The 19,221-nt window shown below is 61.8% G+C and carries 22 protein-coding genes; 9 read left to right on the forward strand and 13 right to left on the reverse strand.

Translation table 11 applies throughout. The features are described 5' to 3' along the window. Positions 1-241: 241 nt before the first annotated feature. On the reverse strand, positions 242-586 hold the full coding sequence (locus HGO38_RS29140) for a MerR family transcriptional regulator (RefSeq protein ID WP_250959292.1): 345 nt from the start codon (positions 584-586) through the stop codon (positions 242-244). 79 nt (positions 587-665) lie between these two features. On the opposite strand from HGO38_RS29140, the gene HGO38_RS29145 reads away from it, so the two are divergent. Continuing rightward, positions 666-1,463 (forward strand): alpha/beta fold hydrolase, encoded by a 798-nt coding sequence (locus HGO38_RS29145; RefSeq protein WP_250959293.1) that lies wholly within the window; start codon positions 666-668, stop codon positions 1,461-1,463. Positions 1,464-1,573: 110 nt separating this feature from the next. Here the strand turns inward: HGO38_RS29145 and HGO38_RS29150 are convergent, their stop codons facing one another. After that, positions 1,574-2,497 (reverse strand): AraC family transcriptional regulator, encoded by a 924-nt coding sequence (locus HGO38_RS29150; protein WP_250959294.1) that lies wholly within the window; start codon positions 2,495-2,497, stop codon positions 1,574-1,576. A 91-nt stretch (positions 2,498-2,588) separates the two neighbouring features. On the opposite strand from HGO38_RS29150, the gene HGO38_RS29155 reads away from it, so the two are divergent. Further along, positions 2,589-3,557, forward strand: a complete 969-nt coding sequence (locus HGO38_RS29155) for an SDR family NAD(P)-dependent oxidoreductase (RefSeq protein ID WP_250959295.1) — start codon at positions 2,589-2,591, stop codon at positions 3,555-3,557. Positions 3,558-3,622: 65 nt separating this feature from the next. Here the strand turns inward: HGO38_RS29155 and HGO38_RS29160 are convergent, their stop codons facing one another. Continuing rightward, complete coding sequence (locus tag HGO38_RS29160; protein WP_250959296.1) at positions 3,623-4,528, reverse strand: LysR family transcriptional regulator; 906 nt, start codon at positions 4,526-4,528, stop codon at positions 3,623-3,625. 144 nt (positions 4,529-4,672) lie between these two features. Here HGO38_RS29160 and HGO38_RS29165 point away from each other — a divergent pair, with 144 nt between their 5' ends. Beyond that, entirely contained in the window at positions 4,673-5,887 is a 1,215-nt protein-coding gene (locus tag HGO38_RS29165; protein ID WP_250959297.1) for an MFS transporter, read from the forward strand. Position 5,888: 1 nt separating this feature from the next. Beyond that, entirely contained in the window at positions 5,889-6,035 is a 147-nt protein-coding gene (locus HGO38_RS29170; protein ID WP_250959298.1) for a hypothetical protein, read from the forward strand. Positions 6,036-6,084: 49 nt separating this feature from the next. On the opposite strand, the gene HGO38_RS29175 is transcribed toward HGO38_RS29170, so the two are convergent. Continuing rightward, positions 6,085-6,528: a hypothetical protein gene (locus tag HGO38_RS29175; protein WP_250959299.1), complete on the reverse strand. Its 444-nt coding sequence runs from the start codon at positions 6,526-6,528 to the stop codon at positions 6,085-6,087. Between the two features lie 15 nt (positions 6,529-6,543). After that, a complete protein-coding gene (locus tag HGO38_RS29180) occupies positions 6,544-7,398 on the reverse strand; it encodes a LysR substrate-binding domain-containing protein (protein WP_250959300.1) in 855 nt (284 codons plus the stop codon). A 105-nt stretch (positions 7,399-7,503) separates the two neighbouring features. On the opposite strand from HGO38_RS29180, the gene HGO38_RS29185 reads away from it, so the two are divergent. After that, positions 7,504-8,418: a DMT family transporter gene (locus tag HGO38_RS29185; RefSeq protein ID WP_250959301.1), complete on the forward strand. Its 915-nt coding sequence runs from the start codon at positions 7,504-7,506 to the stop codon at positions 8,416-8,418. A gap of 19 nt (positions 8,419-8,437) precedes the next feature. Then, complete coding sequence (locus HGO38_RS29190) at positions 8,438-8,683, forward strand: NAD(P)H-dependent oxidoreductase (protein WP_502941663.1); 246 nt, start codon at positions 8,438-8,440, stop codon at positions 8,681-8,683. Between the two features lie 56 nt (positions 8,684-8,739). On the opposite strand, the gene HGO38_RS29195 is transcribed toward HGO38_RS29190, so the two are convergent. The 4 genes from HGO38_RS29195 to HGO38_RS29210 form a co-directional block, all read right to left on the reverse strand. After that, positions 8,740-9,150: a GFA family protein gene (locus tag HGO38_RS29195; RefSeq protein WP_250959302.1), complete on the reverse strand. Its 411-nt coding sequence runs from the start codon at positions 9,148-9,150 to the stop codon at positions 8,740-8,742. Positions 9,151-9,787: 637 nt separating this feature from the next. Beyond that, on the reverse strand, positions 9,788-10,021 hold the full coding sequence (locus HGO38_RS29200; protein ID WP_250959303.1) for a hypothetical protein: 234 nt from the start codon (positions 10,019-10,021) through the stop codon (positions 9,788-9,790). A gap of 712 nt (positions 10,022-10,733) precedes the next feature. Continuing rightward, complete coding sequence (locus HGO38_RS29205) at positions 10,734-11,297, reverse strand: NIPSNAP family protein (RefSeq protein ID WP_250959304.1); 564 nt, start codon at positions 11,295-11,297, stop codon at positions 10,734-10,736. Between the two features lie 144 nt (positions 11,298-11,441). Further along, the gene (locus HGO38_RS29210; protein ID WP_250959305.1) at positions 11,442-12,341 is read right to left on the reverse strand and encodes a helix-turn-helix domain-containing protein; all 900 of its coding nucleotides are present in this window, start codon (positions 12,339-12,341) and stop codon (positions 11,442-11,444) included. A gap of 124 nt (positions 12,342-12,465) precedes the next feature. On the opposite strand from HGO38_RS29210, the gene HGO38_RS29215 reads away from it, so the two are divergent. From HGO38_RS29215 to HGO38_RS29225, 3 genes are read left to right on the forward strand one after another with little or no spacing between them, the layout of a single operon-like run. Continuing rightward, positions 12,466-14,184 (forward strand): FAD-dependent oxidoreductase, encoded by a 1,719-nt coding sequence (locus tag HGO38_RS29215; RefSeq protein WP_250959306.1) that lies wholly within the window; start codon positions 12,466-12,468, stop codon positions 14,182-14,184. Beyond that, entirely contained in the window at positions 14,181-14,960 is a 780-nt protein-coding gene (locus tag HGO38_RS29220) for an SDR family NAD(P)-dependent oxidoreductase (protein WP_250959307.1), read from the forward strand. Before HGO38_RS29215 ends, HGO38_RS29220 begins: the two co-directional genes overlap by 4 nt. After that, entirely contained in the window at positions 14,953-15,711 is a 759-nt protein-coding gene (locus HGO38_RS29225; protein WP_250959308.1) for an SDR family NAD(P)-dependent oxidoreductase, read from the forward strand. The genes HGO38_RS29220 and HGO38_RS29225 overlap by 8 nt, the downstream gene beginning before the upstream one ends. 95 nt (positions 15,712-15,806) lie before the next feature. On the opposite strand, the gene HGO38_RS29230 is transcribed toward HGO38_RS29225, so the two are convergent. Genes HGO38_RS29230 through HGO38_RS29245 form a run of 4 tightly spaced genes read right to left on the reverse strand, consistent with a single transcriptional unit; the run spans position 15,807 to position 19,129 of the window. After that, positions 15,807-16,529 (reverse strand): ABC transporter ATP-binding protein, encoded by a 723-nt coding sequence (locus HGO38_RS29230; RefSeq protein ID WP_250959309.1) that lies wholly within the window; start codon positions 16,527-16,529, stop codon positions 15,807-15,809. A 1-nt stretch (position 16,530) separates the two neighbouring features. After that, the gene (locus HGO38_RS29235; protein WP_250959310.1) at positions 16,531-17,277 is read right to left on the reverse strand and encodes an ABC transporter ATP-binding protein; all 747 of its coding nucleotides are present in this window, start codon (positions 17,275-17,277) and stop codon (positions 16,531-16,533) included. A gap of 2 nt (positions 17,278-17,279) precedes the next feature. Continuing rightward, positions 17,280-18,254: a branched-chain amino acid ABC transporter permease gene (locus tag HGO38_RS29240; RefSeq protein WP_250959311.1), complete on the reverse strand. Its 975-nt coding sequence runs from the start codon at positions 18,252-18,254 to the stop codon at positions 17,280-17,282. Further along, complete coding sequence (locus HGO38_RS29245; RefSeq protein ID WP_250959312.1) at positions 18,251-19,129, reverse strand: branched-chain amino acid ABC transporter permease; 879 nt, start codon at positions 19,127-19,129, stop codon at positions 18,251-18,253. The genes HGO38_RS29240 and HGO38_RS29245 overlap by 4 nt, the downstream gene beginning before the upstream one ends. Positions 19,130-19,221 lie beyond the last annotated feature (92 nt).

Consider the following 19,221-nt stretch of genomic DNA (forward strand, 5'->3'; position numbering starts at 1 on the left):
TGCTTCAACCGCCTCAAACACTTTCGCCGTTTCGCCACGCGCTATGAACGAAGGACCATTCACTTCACAGGATTAATCCATCTCGCCGCAATCATGATCTGGAGTTGGTGAATGTCGATCGGTCCTACGCCGGGCTGTGAACATGCGAGACCCGGGCCAACAGCGGGGCGCTATTCCTCCGATCAAAGTAAACCTGCGACCAGGGCGATCACGGCAACCCCTACGTGTGGTCCGCGAAGCCTTACACGCGGTCGAGATAGCCGGACAAGATGCTGCGACTGGCAGTCAGGCACGCGATGCGATCGTCGATGCTGGACACTTCCCGGCGCAGCGCCGCAAGAAGATCCGGGCATGGGTGGAAATCCGGTCGCGGATCGGGGAAACACGGCAGAAAGCGGCGGATGACGTCGAGCTTGAGGCCCGCTTCGCTCAACATGCGGATGCGGGCGACGATCTGCTCTTCTGCCTCCCCATAGTCCCGATAGCCGGACTCCCGGCGCGGTGGGTTCAGCAAGCCTTCTTCTTCGTAGTAGCGCAGCATCCGCACGCTGACCCCGGTTCGTTTCGACAATGTTCCGATCTGCATACGGCCTCCTTGACTCTCACAGCGCTGTCAGAGTTTAGCGTCCTCGGCGACTCAAGGAAAGACGAGAAGGAGTTGCCGGATGTCACATGCAGAATTTCAGGGAGCGCAGGTCGCCTACAGGACGGACGGGGCTGGACCGGCCCTCGTGCTCGTTCACGGGACGGGCGGCGATGCCGAGTCAAACTGGGGCGCGTTGGTAGAGACCTTCGCCAAGGAATGGACGGTGATCCGCCCCGACTATTCCGGCTCGGGCACAACGGCCGACGATGGCCGCGAGCTGACCACCGACTATCTCGCGGGCCAGGTCATGGCGGCGACCGAGGCGGCCGGTGCGGAGACGTTTCATCTCTTGGGTTTCTCCCTTGGAGCGGGGATCGCAACCCGGATCGCGGCGGAGTATCCCGAGCGGGTCCGCTCGCTCATCCTCCTGGCCGGGTTTGCCTCGGCGGACGATCCGCGCCTCAAGCTGCAATTCCAGCTCTGGCGCGATCTCATCAAGACGGATCGTCGGGCCATGGCGCGGCTGATCCTGCTGACCGGCTTCAGCCCAGATGCGCTGGCGAGCCTTGGCGCGGATGGTGTGGACCAGGCAGTCGAAGCGACGCTCGACGGTGCCAATTGGGAGGGCATGGGGCGCCAGGTGGAACTGGACTTGACGATCGACGTGCGCCAAGACGCGGCCCGCATTACCGCTCCGACACTGGTGATCGGCTGCACCCACGATCACATGGTGCCGCCCTCCCATGCCAAGGCGCTGGCCAAAGCGATTGCAGGGTCGCGTTATGCCGAACTGCCGACCGGGCACCTCGCGCCAATGGAACAGCCGGACGTTTTTGCTGCCCTCACCATCGCTTTCTTGCGCGAGCAGAAGGCTTGATGCGGCGCCTGGCGGAGCTGGGCCTGCGGCTGGTTCCCCTCGGTCGCGTGCTGAGAGTGGCACGAATGGCCCATGACACTGAGTGGGCAGCCTATTTGTCGAAAGAACGCTTAGCCATGAGGCGGCTGGAGTGGCCCACGTCGATATTTCCCCGGCGCGCAGCCCATCACGCGCCGGAAGATGGTGCTGAAGGCCGCTTCGGATTCATAGCCAATCGAGAAGGCGATCTTGGCCACGCTGTCCTGCGTGCACCGCAGCCGATCGGCGGCAAGGCGCATCCGCCAACCGATCAGATAGTCGAGCGGCGGCTGACCGACGGCCTCGCGGAACCGCACCGCGAAGGTGGTGCGCGACATACCGGCGATGTCGGCGAGCTCGGCAAGCCGCCAGCGTCGAGCGGGGTCGGCATGAAGAGCGTCGATGGCTTTCGCCAAGCGCAGGTCGGACAGAGCGCCCAGCCAGCCAGAGTGTCGGTCCTTGTTCGAGGCAAGCCAGAGCCGCAGAACTTGGAGCAGCATGATCTGCGCAAGGTGTTCGGCCATGAGCGCGCCGCCGGGCGGGCGGCTTTTCAGTTCCGCCGCAAGCTGTTCCAGCGCAAAGCGCAGAACAGTCGCCTGGTTCGAGGCATCACGCACATGGACGATGGCCGGCAGCGCGCCGAGCAGCATATCGGCGTGGTCGCCAGCAAAGGAAAAACGGCCGCCCATCAGGAAGAAATCACCGCCACCGTTGCAGGTTGCGATGCCGTCCACCGCCGCGTCGTAGATGGTCGGCGACTCGATCATGGGCAATGCGAGGTCAGTCGCAAAGACGAAGGGGCGTCCACGGGTCAGCAGGAAGCAATCTCCGGCCTCGATCCGTTGGGGCTCGGCTTCGCCTTCGACCGTGACCCAACAGGCTCCGCGCATGACCGCGTTGAACTTGATGCCCTCATGCGGTGGGAAACGGATCGCCCAGTCGCCGCCCGCATTGAGACCGGCGCTGATCGCGCTTCTTGGTTTCAACAGAGAGAGAACTTCAGACAGAGGGTCCAAGGCAATAAATCCGAACGATCGAGAATGAATGACGCATCATATCGCATGGATTATGCGATTTCTACCGATCATCATGTCCGGGAGACGTATCATGATCGATCAGCAAAAGCCGCTCGGCTCCGGTTTCGGGCCTCAGACCACAGCAGCGGAGGTCCTGACCGGCATTGACCTATCGGGAAAGATCGCCATCGTCACCGGCGGTCATTCGGGTCTTGGCTTGGAGACGACAAGGGCGTTGGCCGGGGCCGGTGCGCGGGTCATTGTCGCCGCGCGTCATCCGGGGGCAGCGGAGACGGCGACGAAGGGACTCCCCCGCGTCACGATCGAGGAACTTGACCTGTCGAACCTCGACAGCGTTCGCGTTTTCGCCGAACGCATCCTAGCAGCAGATCGCCATATCGACCTGCTGATCAACAATGCCGGCATCATGGCTTGTTCCGAGACGCGAGTTGGTCCCGGTTGGGAAGCGCAGTTTGCGACAAATCACCTTGGACATTTCGCGCTGACCAACCGGCTGTGGCCCGCGCTCCGGGGCGGTGCGCGCGTGATCTCGGTGTCCTCCGCCGGCCATCACAGTTCGCCGATCCGCTGGGACGATATCCAGTTCACGCGCGGTTACGACAAGTGGCTCGCCTACGGCCAGTCGAAGACCGCCAACGCCCTTTTCGCCGTTCATCTCGACCGGTTAGGACAAGACGATGGCGTGCGTGCCTTCTCGCTCCATCCCGGCAAGATCTTCACGCCGCTTCAGCGGCACCTGACGATAGAAGAGATGACCGCCGAGGGCTGGCTCGATGCCAGCGGTGCGCCTGCCGATCCGACTTTCAAGACCCCTCAACAGGGCGCGGCGACACAGGTCTGGGCTGCGACTTCGCCGCAACTCGATGGGCTTGGCGGGCTCTATTGCGAGGATTGCGATGTGGCTGCGCGCGCCGAAAAACTCAACGAGGCTTTTGCCGGCGTGCGCGACTACGCCACCAACCCGAATGAGGCAAAGCGGCTCTGGGCACTGTCAGCCGAACTGACGGGCGTCGATAACTCGACCGACGCAACGCGATGACAACGACTTGGCCCATCAAACCGCTGACGCCATCGCTGCGGCGGCTACATGGCCCGGCGAGCCGCTTAGTGCTCCCACGGTGGCTCGCGCCAGAGCTGGGCCAGGAAATCGTCAAAGGCGCTGATCCGCTTTGGCACAGGCTCGCGTTTGGCGCGGACGAAGCTGATCGGACTTGCCTCTTCCACCCAGTCGGGAAGGATGTGGACCAGCCGTCCCGCCTTCAATTCATCCGAGACGTCCCAAAGCTCGCGCAGGGAAATGCCAAGCCCCGCTACGCACCAAGTCCGCAAGGTGATGCCGCTGTCCGTCGCAAGGTCGCTCGACACCGCCATTTCCGCCGTCGTCCCACCGTTGTGCAGCGTCCAGATGTTTCGCAGCCCAGGATAGGCGATGAGCAGGCAAGTGTGCCCGGTGAGCTCCTGTGGGTGTTCCGGGATACCGCGTCGAGCGAGATAGTCCGGCGCGGCCACCAGAATGCGGCGATTGTCGGCAAGACGGCGGGCGATCAGGCGGGAGTCGGAGAGCTTTCCAACCCGGATCGCGACATCGATCTCGCCCGCATAGAGATCGACGATCCTGTCTGTCAGATGCAACTCGAACCCCACCTTGGGATGGAGCTTGCGAAAGTCCGCCGTCGCAGCGGCGACATAGCGGCCTCCGAAGGGCACGGGTGCGGTGATGCGGATCGTGCCCGAAAGGTCGGACGAACCGGCCCTCGCAATCTCGGACGCCTCTTCCAGCAACGCGATAGCGCCACGGGCGCGTTCGGCGATGGCGTGCCCCTCATCGGTGATCTTCAGCCGGCGGGTGTTTCGCTGAAACAGGCTCGTCCCGAACTGCTTTTCCAACCGCGCAATCTGTTTGCTGACCGTCGTTGGCGCGAGATCCATCGATCGCGCCGCAGCCGAGAAACTGCCGCAATCGACGACACGAACGAACACCATCAGATCATCGAGATTGCGCGGAACCATTTAAGCCATACTGCCATAAGTGTTCTCCTATTATGCACCTTTCGGCTCAACTCCGCCATGGGCTAACTGCCGACCAATCGCTCATGCCCGCCTGTTCCACACGCTCGCCAAAGGAGACGCGGGCCTATTTGGAAAGGTCGGACCATGCCTCCCGTCATCTACATCTTCTCGCTTTGCGCCTTCGCCGTCGGATTCACCGAGTTCATCACCATCGGCCTCGTCTCGGCCATGGCGAGCGACCTTCAGGTAGACGTCACCCGTATCGGACTGACGGTCACGACCTATGCCGCCGGCGTCGTTGTCGGCGCGCCGGTGCTGACCGCGCTGGCCTCGGGCCTGTCGCGCAAGCGTTTGATCCTCATCGCCATGCTGGTCTTCAGCGCCGGAAACCTGATCGCCGGTCTGTCTGAAAGCCTTATGCCGCTGCTAATCGCCCGGCTGCTCTCCGGCATGGCTCATGGCGTCTTCTTCGCGGTGGCGTCGAGCGTGGCGACACGTCTTGTCGCGCCGGAGCGTGCGGGCGCAGCCCTCGCATTGGTGTTCGGCGGCGTAACCGTGGCGATGTCGCTCGGCGTGCCCATCGGCACCTGGCTCGGCACCATCCTGCACTGGCAACTCATCTTCCTCGTCATCGCCGGATGCGGCCTGATCGGCAGTCTCGGAATTGCCACGCTGATGTCGGCGAAGGACGGAGAGGCAGCGACGCAAGGCGCGGGCTGGCGCGATCTCGGGGTATTGTTCGACCGGCGGCTGATTGCCGGCGCCAGCATTCCAATGCTGTCCTACACCGGCTCTTTCGCGCTCTATACCTACGTCTCGCCGATCCTGCTCGACGTGACACGGGTCAGCGTCGAGACGGCGAGCCTGACCTTGCTCGCCTATGGCCTGGGCGCAGCGCTCGGCAATGTGCTGGGCGGCAAGCTGACCGACAGCCAGGGCATGGACCGGGCTTCGCTTATCATGCTCGTCGGCGTCGTCGTCTCGCTCGGCCTGATCGCCTTCGCCTTCCATGCGCCTATCGCCATGGTCAGCTTGGTGGCGCTGGTCGGCCTAACCACCTATGGGGCGATCCCGCCGCTCCAGTCCCGCATCCTGATGCTGGCACAGCGCCACCAGCCACAGGCGATGGACGTCGCCTCCGGCATGAACATCGCCGCCTTCAATGCCGGGGTGGTGGTCGGCTCGGGCATCGGCGCGGCCATTATCCCGGCCATGGGGCTGACCGCGCTGGCCCCGCTCGGGGCGGCTGTCGCGCTTGTCTCCATCGTCGCGCTTCTCTGGCAGATCGCGCTGCCGTCGATGAAGGCTCCGGCGCGCGCAGCCGGTGCCGCATCAGCTTCCGCACAGGGAGGGCATTGAAATGGCGCTGCACCCGCAAACCAAGGCATTCCTCGACGCCTACAATGCAAACGCGCCAACGATCGACTACGACACGATCTCCGCCGAGGATTTCGTCCCACGACCATTGAAGCATCGCAGCAGAGGTCATGAGGCGGATCGGCCCTAGGAGGCGCTCATATTTGACGAATAATCGGAAATTATCCGTCAGGTATGACTTAAAGACCGCGCGCCGTTTCCATCTCCTTGCCGACAAAAGCAGCCTCATAGTCGCGCGCCAGCGCACCAGTGACGCCAACCTGTCTGAAGGCTTCCCGCCATCCGTCCGAAATATGCTGCGCCGTTGTCCGGATCGTCTCACGTGCCTCGGCCTCGGGAATCTCAAAAAACACGCAGGCTTCCAATACGAGGTAGGGAATCCGTGCCGCCCAACGCCGGGCGAACCGCTGGATCAGAGCAACCGGAAACGGCGTGTCCGTCAGTTGCCCACTCGCTCTTCGCCAGGGGGCGATCAAGTCGGATGAGAAGGTCATCAAAGGAATGTAGTTGTCGCAATAATCCCGGATCTTGCTCGATATGTTAGCCGGACTTTTGCAGCGCTGCAAAATTAGGATTTTTGCGGCAATAAATTGGCGCGGCAGCTTGTGTTCCGTCAGCGTCAACCGCTGTCCAATGTCCTACCTGGCCATGCCTTCGGCACTATTGCGAATGGCCTCCGCCATGAAATCGCAGAGTGGATTGTTGGACCCAGCACTGCGTATCAGGGCAACGTCAAGGCGTTCGATCACGGGCAGCCCATCAGCCTGCACCAATTCCATGACGGCAGAGGGGACCGACATGCGCGTGACAGCGGCAACGGCAAGCCCTGCCTCGACCACAGTGAGAAGTGCCGACAGACTGACACTCTCATAGGCGGGCTGGAAGCGAATGTCGCTTTTCGCCAATGCGGCCAGAACAACAGCGCGCGCCTGACTTCCCGGTTCGAACAATGCGACGGGGAGGGGATGTCTTTCCAGCGCAATCCGATCGCGGGAGGCGATCCACACCATAGGCTCTTGTCGCAGGAGTTGTCCTTCCACTCCCCGCGACCGCGTGACGATGGCGAGATCGATGTCTCCTCTCTCGATCTGCGGCACAAGTGCTGTCGACTGGGCGCAAATGATCTTGATGGCGACGCGGGGAAACAACTGGCCGAAGCGCCTGAGCACGGGCGGCATGATATGCGAGATGTAGTCATCTGGCGCGCCGATGCTGATCGACCCGGCAATATCGGGCTTGCGAAAGGCTTCCACGGCCTCGTCATGCAGCCTTAGAATGCGCCGCGCATAGGCCTCCAGTTCTTCGCCGGCCGGCGTCAGAGCCAGATTGCGCGTGTCGCGGATAAAGAGCCGCGCCCCCAGTTCTGCTTCGAGCCGGGCGATCTGCGTGGAAACGGTCGCGGGCGATTTATGCACGGCGGACGCCGCCCGCGTGAAACTCATCACGTCGACACATGCTACGAAGGTGCGGAGCAGAGTATGTTCAAGTTCCATGATTGATTGGAAACTCCAATGAATATGTTCATATTATATCGATTGTGCATCTAATTGACAGAGCAATATCCTGAAACCTGTAAAGGCACTTCAGGAGCGGACAGCATGACGAGACAAATCCAGGGTTTCATCGGCGTGGCGGCCGCCCAGATGTTGTTGGGGACGCTTGGGGTCTGTGTTCTGGAGAGCGGTGCGGACCCATTGTCGGTCACGTTCTACCGATGTGTGATCGGCGGCCTCGTGCTGGCGCTTTATGGTGCCTTCCGGGGCAATCTCTCCGCGGTGCTGCGCCTGCCGCCGAGAGTGCTCGGCCTTGCGCTTGCCAGTGGCCTGCTGATGGTCGGCAACTGGGTTTTGTTCTTTACGGCCATGCAACATATTGGCATCGCGGTTGCCACGATCGTCTTTCATGTTCAGCCGTTCATGGTGGTGGTGATCGGCGCGCTGGTCTTTCGTGAGCGTTTGCATGCCGTCACCTTCGGCTGGATCGCTCTGGCACTGATCGGACTTGCTTTGGCCACGGAGTCCACCAAAGGCCAGACTGCTATCGATGCGCCCTGGCTGCTCGGGATCTGTTGCGCGCTCGGCGGTGCGTTTCTCTATTCCGTTGTGACGATCATCGCCAAAGGACTGACGGGCATCACCGGACCTCAACTGGCCTTCGTTCAGTGTCTTTGCGGCATCGTGCTTCTGGTGCTGGTCGTACCGGTAGGACCTTTGGAGGTGTCATCTGTCCAATGGGCGTGGTTTGCCGTTATCGGCGTCGTGCATACCGGCGGTGTTTACATGCTGCTCTATAACGCACTGCCGAAGCTCTCGACGCCCTTGGCGGCCGTGCTGTTGTTTCTCTATCCGGCCACTGCGATCATTGCCGATGCCATTGTCTATGGCCATCGGCTGGGGCCGGCGCAATATGCTGGGGTAGGCTGCATTCTGATCGCAAGCCTCGGCGTGACACTGAAGTGGGGTGTTCGCCGCTCTCTATCCGTTTCGGCCTCTCGGGTGCGCGGAGAGCGCTAGGGTCGTTTTCCAGTCAGCTTTGCCCGCCGATGTACAGCGCGAGATCGACGATCTTCTCTGGGCTGATTTTGTTCTGCTGCAGTTTCCACTTTGGTGGTTTGGCATGCCTGCCATCCTGAAAGGCTGGATGGATCGCGTTTTCGTGTATGGCCAACTGTATTCCGGCAGCAAACGTTTCGACACCGGCATATGCAAGGGCAAGCGCGCCATGCTGGCTGTAACAGCGGGTTCGTCGGCAGAAGCCTGTTCGCCAAGAGGGATATAGCTGACTTTTGCAGCGTCCCGAATTCAGGACTGCAGCGACAAGAGAAAAGTCCCTACCTAATCTCGGCCGGTTGGATGACCTAGGAAATGCTCTACCGCTTCGCCAAGCTGCACCCACGTATGTTTCGATTGCTCGAATACTGACATGGTCGGTGGCGCGAACGCCGGGTCGGCAAACGAACCTATCGCCACCCCTATCCAAGACGGCGAGGCATCGGCCTTCCAATAGACGGTCGAACCGCAAGTGGGGCAAAAATACATGCGGACCTTGCGACCACTATCACCCGCGCGAGCAAATTCCGTTGCTGTTCCAGATATTTCGACGCACTCAACCGAGTAAAACGCATTGGCGCTGAACGGCGCACCAGTTCTTCGCTGGCAAGCGAAACAGTGACATAGCGCAGTCAATTGGGGTGGCTCTTTAAACGTCAGTCTAAGAGCGCCGCAGGCGCATCGGGCGTCAGCCATAGAAACTCCTTCCGCTTGCGCGGTGAGATTATGTTGATGTTGGAGAGTGAAGCGCAGGCCTGAACCGCAATTCATTGCGAGGGGCTATGCGAAGGGGCTGAAACCTGATGCAATTTCAGGTCTGCCACAGCACCAAGGTAGATCGTGGGAGTGTTGATGTCTAGGGGGGAGATAGGCTGTGGCGAATTCCCGACATTTTCTCGAATTTCATAGCCTATATGCCCTCGATGATCCAATAGGGGCCATTTGCGGCTTCGGTTACAAGCCGATCACGCTCGGGTCGCGGGCGTTCTCCAGCCTAGCCCGGTAGCCAGTGGAGATCGTCCAGATGAGTGAGCGGAAGCAGGAGCTTAGTGGCCAGATGCTTGGTCAGCCAAGACTTGCCGCTTCCGCCATTGCCTGCGATGAAAATCCGATCCATTAGCACTCCCGCCGCAGCCTGTTTCGGCCGTCAAAGTCGCTATTGTTTCTGATGGTTTTCTGGCTGGCTAGTGGGTTTCGATGTTCGCAAGGGCTGATGGCTGTCAGCTTCGGCCGAACTCGGTCTTCAGCTCGTCGCAAAAGTCCGGTTCTGCTCAATATATTACCCCGACTTCTGCAATGCCACAAAATCAGGATTTCCGCGATAACCTCACGGCTACCGCTGACGCGCCAGCCAGACCGTGTGCCCGCTACAGTTAGGGTCTTCCGCAACATGGGCCAAAATATCAAAGCCATCCCGGTCGAGCAGCAGGCGGTATTCGTCGGGGTCGAGGCTGGCATGATAGAGGGGTTCCCCTTCCAACGTGCCAATAGTTTCGCCGAAGTTGGGGCCGCTCGTGAACAGCAATGGTGCTTCCGGTTCGACATGTTCGCGGAAGATGGGGAACATGATGCGCTGATCGTGTGGCGCAAGGTGAAAGAAGCTGCACGCTATTCTATGCCAGAATACTCCGCCCGCCAAAGTGTCCTTACATCATCCCGGGAGTACAGGCAGATCGATCCCACGGCATAGAAATGGAGTAGGCTGATCAATGGCAGTGAACGACAAGCGAGAGGGGCAACTAAGCGATGGCGAAATCCACCTCCAAAACTACGCCATTACCGCCGTTTCTACTACCCGTCACTCCCACTCGAGTATTTTTTCTGTCCTAAGGAATTGATTTCACTACAGAAAAACTTCATTTCGGCACCGAGAGCCGTGACGCAGGCCGTCAAAAAGCTAGCCTGTTGATTTTGTTGTATTTTTGGGAAATCGCAGCACAGAAAAAATTCTGTGACTATCGACATCGATCGGCCATTTCGCTGCTGCCGTGACCGGCGAAGGTCGAATCTAACTCTCCGATAAAGTACCGTCAAAACTGACAAAATCAATGCGCCCACCTTGGTCCTGAGTATTGGATCACGGGAAGTTAGGTCGTGCACATGTGCGCGGAAGATAGAGGTTGAAAGGTGAAGACAGTTTCTCGCGAGGAGCTTTACAAACAGGTTTGGTCCAAACCCATGACCAAAGTTGCCGCAGACTACGGCGTTACGGGTACGGCATTGAAGAAGACCCGCAATCGCCACCGCATGAACACCGTCTTGACGGCGGGCGCGCCAGTCTACAGCCGGGAGAATACCAGCGGCCGGAGAACGGTTGGGCAGGAACCGCCGGCGTATTCAACCGCGAGCGGATCGGGCGAACGGGAAAGAAGGGCAAGCGGCAGGCTGGGGTCGCCTGAGAGAGGCTGAAAGGCCGCGACGGTTTCACCATCGAATTCACCATTGACGATAGCAGCGAATTCGCCGGCGAAAAGAGGCGATCCGGCTTCACGCGCGGGCATGGGTTCACGTCTCTTCACAAGCATTTTTTCGAACAGGCCGGAGCCGGAGGACAGACGTAGCATGCGGTTCTGCTGTTCCTCCACCAGCGGGAAGGCTCTGGGGATGAATTCCTTCACCCATTCGTCTTCCTTGGCCAATGCTGCGCGACAGGCCTCGCGCTCGGCCCAGTCCGTATAGCTCCAGAGATGATGGATGGTATTGAGCGGCCCGGTTTCGGCGAGCCAGTAGCCCATCAGCGGCAGATGCCGGCTCACGAATGGAAGCCCGTGGTCCGCCAGCAGTTCGAGATAGGGTATCGCCGCGCCGGGTTTCAGCCGGTAGCTTCGCCATTCGTGAATCATCTTTTCCTCCATGCCCTTACGACGTCGCGCAGGAAAGGTCCCAATCGATTGCGACGCGCATTGGAAGATTGGTTCAGGAGGCCTTGCGATGAAATGGATCGTCCGTCACAAAACATGGACGATCCATCGCTCTCACGGGTCGCTCTACTCGTGGCTGCCTGTCACCTGCTTGCGATAGGCACCCGGCGATATGCCGACCTGCCGGGTGAAGAAGCGGTTGAAATAGGCGGGATCTTCGAAGCCCGTCATATGGGCCACCTGCGCCACGCTGCTCTCGGTATAGACCAGATAGCGCTTGGCCTCGATCGTGACGCGCTCGTAGAGCAGGTCGGAGGCCGTCTTGCCTGCCCGGTTCTTGCAGGCCGCGTTGAGCCGCGCCGGGGTGACGGCGAGAGCATCGGCATAGAAGGCCGGCGAGCGCTCGATGCGGAAATGCTCCTCCAGCAGCGCCCGGTAGCGGGCAAGAAGATCGTAGTCCCTGTCGGGCGCGATGATGCGCGGGTCTTCCTGCGTGATACTGAGGCGCAGGACCACCACCAGAACCCGCATGAACTGCGCGAGGATCGCGGTACGGCGGCCGGGGGCGGACCAGACATATTCACGGTGCAGCCAGCAGAACGTGTCGGTGACGGCGGCGATGTTGACGCCGGTTCCTTCCAGCGAATAGACGGCCGGTCGGCTCGCGGTATCGATGAGCCTTGCGTCCCTCGCCGCTGCCGCCTTCAGGCAGCCGAGGGCGGCGGTAACGACAAAACCGTCAGTTCCTGGATCGAAGTCGATTTGGTGGACGATGCCCGCCGGAATGACCAGGACCCCGGGAACGGCGATCGTCAGCGAAAGCTCCTCCAAACGGATGGTGCCGCCCCCCTCGCGCACCAGCAGAACCTGCATGTGGTCGGGATGGGCGTGCGGACGAATCCTCCAATCGTTTGGACCGCTTCGCTCCCTGATGATCTCGATGTTCAGTAAGTCTAGTTCGACATCCGCACCCTGATCTCCATAGAGATAGTAGTGCGGAACGCTCGCCGTTGCCTCGCCGCCCATTTTTCCTCCTGTCATTGCTCCCATCGAATTGTGCAACAAATGCGCGGCAGCGTCCATTGGTCCGGCCCGCCCCCGCGCGTAGCAATTTCCCCATGGGATGTGATGTGAGAAACGGGAGGAAATCATGGAACGGGCAAGCGAGGGGCGCGTCTGTGACGTGCTGGTGGTTGGGTCCGGCGCGGGAGGGCTCGCAACAGCGATCACCGCAGAAAAACACGGACTGTCGGTCACCGTCATCGAGAAGGAAGCCGTCTTCGGCGGCACCACCGCCTTTTCCGGCGGCGTGCTGTGGATCCCCGGCAACCGCCACGGTAAGACGAACAATCCCGCCGACACCCGCGAGGCCGCGCGCCGCTACATGGCGGCCGAGACGGGAAACTGGTTCCAGCCCGAGGCCGTCGATGCGTTTCTGGACGCGGGGCCGCGCATGCTCGACTGGTTCGAGAAGGAAACGGCGGTCAAGTTCGTACCGACGCTTTATCCGGACTATCATCCGACAACGGAAGGCGGCGTGGATGTCGGGCGCTCGGTACTTGCCGCGCCCTTCGATACCAGGGCACTTGGCGAAGACCTGAAACGGCTGAGGCCGCCGCTCTCGACCATCACCTTCATGGGCATGATGTTCAATTCCTCGAATGCCGACATCAAGCACTTCTTCAATGCCACGAAGTCGCCAGTGTCCTTCGCCTATGTGGTGAAACGGCTGGTCGCCCATGCAGGCGAGGTGGTTCGCCACGGCCGCGGCGTGCAGGTCACCAGCGGCAATGCACTCGCCGCCCGGCTGGCCAGGAGCTGCCTCGATCTCGGCATTCCGATCCTGACCGAAACGCCCGCCCTGCATCTCGTCAAGGCAGATGGTCGTGTGATCGGCACCGATGTCGGCGGAAAGAACCCGGGACGGATCACCGCGCGACGTGGAGTCGTGCTTGCCTGCGGCGGCTATGCCCATGATCTTGCTCGCCGGGCGGAGACCTACGCCCATCTGAAGGCCGGTGGCGGGCATTTCTCGCCGGTGCCGGAGGCCATCACCGGCGACGGCATACGGCTCGGGGAGGAAGCGGGTGCTGCCTTCGATGCGGAATATCCGCAGCCCGCGGCCTGGATGCCGGTCAGCCGGGTGCCGGGCAAGGGCGTCTTTCCGCATCTGCTCGACCGCTACAAACCCGGCATGATCGCTGTGCTGTCCAACGGCAGGCGCTTCACCAACGAGAGCGAGAGCTATCACGATGTCGGCGCGGCCATGGTCGCTTCCGGCGAGGCTTCCGCCTGGCTGATCTGCGACCACCGTACCATCCGCAAATACGGCCTCGGCCATACCAAGCCGGCCCCCATGCCGCTCTGGCTCTGGTTGCGCACCGGCTACCTGAAGAAGGGAAGAACCATTGGCGAACTGGCACGCGCCTGCGGCATCGACCCCGAAGGGCTGGAGGAGACCGTCTCGGTTTTCAATCGCGGCGCGCGCGAGGGCCGCGACGAGGCCTTCCGTCGCGGCGAGACCGCGTTCAACCGCTATCTGGCGGACCCGGACCACAAGCCGAATCCGGCGGTCGCACCAGTGCAGCAGGGGCCGTTCTATGCGGTCCGGATGGAGATGGGCGACCTCGGCACCTTCGACGGGTTGAAAACGACGGTTCCGGGCGAGGTTCTCGACCGGCAGGGAGCCATCATCCCCGGCCTGTTTGCTGTCGGCAACGACCGCGCCTCCATCATGGGGGGAAACTATCCCGGCGCCGGCATTACGCTCGGCCCTGCCATGACCTTCGGCTGGATCACCGGACGCCATCTCGCCGGCATCGCCCAGGAAACAGACAGCAAAACCGACAACAGGGAGAAAGCATCGTGAACTGGCTGGGACTGGAGGGAAAGACCGCCGTCATTACCGGCGGCGGCGGCGGCATAGGTCAGGCGCTCGCCCGCGCCTTTGCCGGGCAGGGCGCGCGTGTCGTACTGGTCGATCGCACTCTTGAACGCACGCAGCCGCTCGCCGCTGAACTGGGGAATGGCGCGCTTGCTCTCGCCTGCGACCTGTCTTGGCCGGAGCAGATCGAGGCCGCAGCGGGTCGGGTGGACAAGGACGGTGGCGCGGATATCCTCGTCAATAATGCCGGCGTGCTGCACCCCGGCCCGCTCGACAGTGTATCGTTGGCGGACTGGTCAATGATGCTCTCGGTGAACCTCACCGGCTACATGCTCTCCGCTCAGGCTTTCGGCAAGGGAATGCTGGCGCGGGGGTCCGGTGCGTTGGTCCATGTCGCGAGCGTCGCCGGCAGCGAACCGCAGCCGGCTAGCGGCGCCTATTCCACCTCGAAGGCGGCGATCCTGATGCTGTCGCGCCAGCTTGCCTATGAATGGGGACCGAGGGGCGTAAGATCGAACACGCTGAGCCCGGGCCTGGTACGCACTCCGCTTTCGGAAGCCTTCTATGCCGATGCCACAACGCGGGAGCAGCGCGAGGCCATGGTGCCGCTTCGCCGTATCGCCACGCCCGACGACATGGCGGATGTGGCACTCTTCCTTGCCTCGCCGCGCGCATCCTACTTGACTGGCCAGGACGTGGTGGTCGATGGCGGACTGACCCAGTCCCTGATGGGCCTCGTACCGAGGCCGGGCTATGCGTGAGGCGCTGGTCACAGGAGGCGCCGACGGCATCGGCTTTGCCACGGCGCTCAAGCTTGCCGAGATCGGCTATCGGGTGACGATCGCCGATCTCAACGGCGAAAGGGCCATTGAGCGCGCGGCCGAACTCAGCCAGATTCATCCCGGCTCTGCTCATCGCGGCATCGTCTGCGACATCACCGACGAGGTGCGGGCAGCGGAGGTCGCGGCCTCCGCCACCTTCGACGTTCTCGTCAACAATGCCGGTATCGGCGACAGCCATATGCCGACGCTGGAACAGGGGCTGGATGCTTTCCGCAATGTGGTGGACGTGCACCTTGCCGGGACCTTCCTGATGTCGCGGGAGGTTGGGAGGGGCATGGTGGCGCGGGGCCGCGGCGCAATCGTCAACCTGTCTTCCATCGCCGGCGTCACGGGACTGCCGAAACGCAATGCCTATGGCGCGGCCAAGGCGGGCGTCGTCGCCATGACACGGGCCATGGCCTGCGAGTGGGCGGGTCGTGGCGTGCGTGTCAATGCTGTCGCGCCGGCCTTCGTGGAAACCGCGCTGGTGAAGAAACTCGCCGATGCCGGCCGCATCGATCTGCCGGTTATTCGCCGGCGCACACCGATTGGCCGGCTGATCGCCGCGGAGGAGGTGGCATCCGCGATTGCCTTTCTGCTGTCGCCGGAAGCCTCCGGCATTACCGGCATCGTGCTGCCGGTTGATGGCGGCTGGACCGCCTTCGGCGATTTCGGGGATGCATCGGCTTAGACCTTCGACCAGTCTGAAGACCGTAACGAAAAGGCCCGGTGAAACATTCACCGGGCCTTTTCGCATTACACCCTGGGAGGAATTGGGTCAGTGTTTCAAGCAGCGTCCTCGATGTGGCCGCCGAGGAAGAGTTGGCCGACGCGCGGGTCCTTTAGCAGTGTGTCGGCCTTGTCGAACATGCGGGCCTGGCCAAGTTCGAGCACGAGACCGTAGTCCGACATCGCGAGCGCTGCCTTGGCATTCTGCTCGACCATCAGGACGGTCACGCCCTGATCGCGCAGGCGGATCAGCGTCTGAAACACCTCCTGCACGAGATTCGGCGAAAGCCCGATCGAGGGTTCGTCGATCAGGATCAGCTTGGGATCGAGCAGCAGGGCGCGGGCGATCTCGAGCTGTTTCTGCTGGCCGCCGGAAAGCTCGATCGCCTTCTGGTCCTTGCGCTGGCGCAGCATGGGAAACTGGTCCATCACCTCTTCCATGCGCCGCCTCACCCTGGCCTGATCCTTGGAGGTGATGCCGCCGAGTTCCAGATTGTGAAGCACGGAAAGCTGCGGCACGACGTTGCGGCCCTGCGGCACATAGGTGACGCCGCGGGCGATCATCTCGGCAGGCGATTTCTTCGTGACGTCTTCTCCATCCAGCAGGATCTTGCCCGAATGGATGTTGAGAAGGCCGAAGATCGCCTTGAACACCGTCGACTTGCCGGCGCCGTTCGGCCCGATCACCGTGGTGATCGACGCTTTCGGAATGGTAAACGAGGTTCCGTTGAGGATGGTGATGCGGCCGTAGCCGCCGGTGATTTTCTTCATCTCCAGCATATCAGCCTCCAAGATAAGCGTCGATGACCATCTGGTTCGACCGGATCTCGTCCGGCGTTCCCTGGGCGATGACTTCGCCCTGCGCCAGCACGATGATGCGCGTGCACAGCGACATGACGAACTCCATGTTGTGCTCGATGACGACGAATGTCGTGCCGTGCTCGCGGTTATACGTGATGAGCCGTTCCTTCAGATGACCGAGCATGGTGAGGTTCACGCCCCCAGCCGGCTCATCCAGAAGCACGATGGCAGGCCCGGCCATGAAGGCCATGGCAGCATCCACCAGCTTCTGCTGGCCGTAGGAAAGCGAGCCGGCCGGCGTGTTGCGATAAGGCGTCAGGCGGAAGAACTCGATGAGCTGTTCGGCCTTTTCGGTAAGGCCCGCATCCGGCTTGCCGAAGAGGCGCGAGAGCATCGAGCCCTCGTGCTCCTGTCCGGCAAGGATGACGTTGTCGAGAACGCTCATCTTCGGGAAAACCGAAAGCTGCTGGAAAGTACGGCCGACGCCCATCAGCGACAGGTCCGCCGGGCGCACGCCGTCGGTGGACCTGCCGTTGATCTCGCAGTGTCCCTCGCTCGGGCGAAGCTGCCCGAGGATGCAGTTGAACAGGGTCGACTTGCCGGAGCCGTTCGGGCCGATCAGGCCGAGTATCTCGCCCTTCTCGACCTCGAAGCTCACCCCGTGGACGGCGCGGATGCCGCCGAAGTGCTTGGAGATGTTGCGGACGGAAAGGATGGGTGCGTTCATGTTCACAGCTGGGCCCCCTGTTGCAGGTCGCGGCGGGCTTCATGCCGGGGCTTCAGCTTTTCCGCGATTCTCTGGCCGAGACCGATGAGGCCGCTAGGCGAATAGACCATCAGCACGATCACCATGGCCGAGTAGATGATGAGGTAGTAGCCTTCGGTGAAGCGCAGCAGTTCGGGCAGCAGGATTACCACGGCAGCTCCGAGCATCGGTCCGAAGAAGAAACCGGAGCCGCCGACCACCACCATCAGAAGAAGTTTCAGCGAATGGATAAGAGCGAAGCTGCCAGGCTCGATGAACTGCACCAGCGGAGCCTGAAGCGCGCCAGCCAATCCCCCGAAGGCGGAGCCGATGGCGAAGGCGAGCAGCGTCTGGCGGCGGATCTTGAGGCCGAGGCTTTCGGCCCGGATCGGGTTCTCGCGCAGCGCCTTGAAGGCGCGGCCCCAGGGCGAGCGCAGGATCCACCACATGGCGGAGGCCGCGATGAGGAAGCAGACCAGCGAGAAGTAGTAGAAGGCCATGTTGCTGTCGATGGAGAATCCGAAGAAGGACGGGCGCTCCATGCCGGAAAGGCCGAAGGAACCGCCGGTGATCTCCTCCTCGTTGCGTAGCACGAGGAACAGCAGCGTGTTGAAGGCGAGCGTCACGAAGGCGAGGAAGTGATGCTGCACGCGCAACGCCGGATAGCCGAGCACGAGGCCCACGGCGAAGCTTGCCGCAATCGAGATGATCGCCGCAAGGCCCCAGTGGATGCCGGCAAGCGTCATCAGCGAGGTGATATAGGCGCCGATTCCCATGAAGGCCGCCTGCGCGAGGCTGACCTGGCCGGCATAGCCGAGCGTCAGGTTGAGTCCCATGGCGGCGATGGAGAACAAGAGCCACGAGCAGAGCGTGTAGACGATGTAGTTGCCCTGTCCGATGGGTGCGACGAGCAGCGCCGCGATGCCGAGGACGAGAAGGAGGGATTGAAGGCGGGTCATACGGTTCTCCCTTCCGGGGTGCCGAGCAGGCCCTGCGGGCGCAGCAGGATGATGGCGATGAGCAGGATAAGCGGCATGGCCGAGCGGTATTCCGCCGAGATGTAGACGGCGGAGAAGTTGTCGATCACCCCGATCAGCAGGCCGCCGACCAGCGCGCCGCGGATCTGGTTGAAGCCGCCGACGATGGCCGCAATGAAGGCGACGAGGCCGAGCGTTTCGCCGTTGGAGAACTTGGCGAGATAGATGGGCGAGATCAGCACCGAGGCGATGGTGGCAAGCGTCGCATTGATGAGGAACGTATAGAGCACCATGCGCTTGACGTTGACCCCGAGGATCTGGGCAACCGCAGGGTTCTGGGCGCTCGCCTGCATACAGCGTCCGGTGCGGGTGCGGTTGAGAAAGAGCTGCAGGCCGCCAATCGCCAGCATGGAAACGACGAGGTTGCCTATGTCTTGAACGGAAACGCTGGCGCCCGCGACGTGATAGACAGTCTGCGGAAAGATCGCCGGGAAGGGCTGGGCAGTGGCGCCGTAGAATTCCTTGACGCTTTCCTTCATCAGAAGGCCGAGCGCGATGGTGGCGATGACCAGCGGCAAAGTGCCATGCGGCAGCATTGGTTCGACGATCAGCCGTTTGAAGGCAACACCGAGGATCAGGAGCGAGAGCGCCAATGCCAGAAAGACCGAGGGCCACAGCGGCAGGCCGAAGATGGTCATGCCGACGAGCACAAAGAAGGCCGGCAGCATGACGAATTCGCCCTGGGCGAAGTTGATGGTTTGCGATGCCTGCCATAGCAGCGTGAAACCAACCGCGGCGAGCGCATAGATGGAACCGGCGGCAAGGCCGGAGATAAGAATCTGGATAAGCTCGGCCATGGGTTCGTCCTCAAGGGCTGGTGGTCGGCTTTGTGAAAGCTTTGGATCAGAGCCGGCGGCACAGGCCGCCGGCAGGGGTTCAATCACCCGGC

Origin of the sequence: Rhizobium sp. CG5 (assembly GCF_023701945.1) — a bacterium.
Lineage (GTDB): Bacteria > Pseudomonadota > Alphaproteobacteria > Rhizobiales > Rhizobiaceae > Allorhizobium.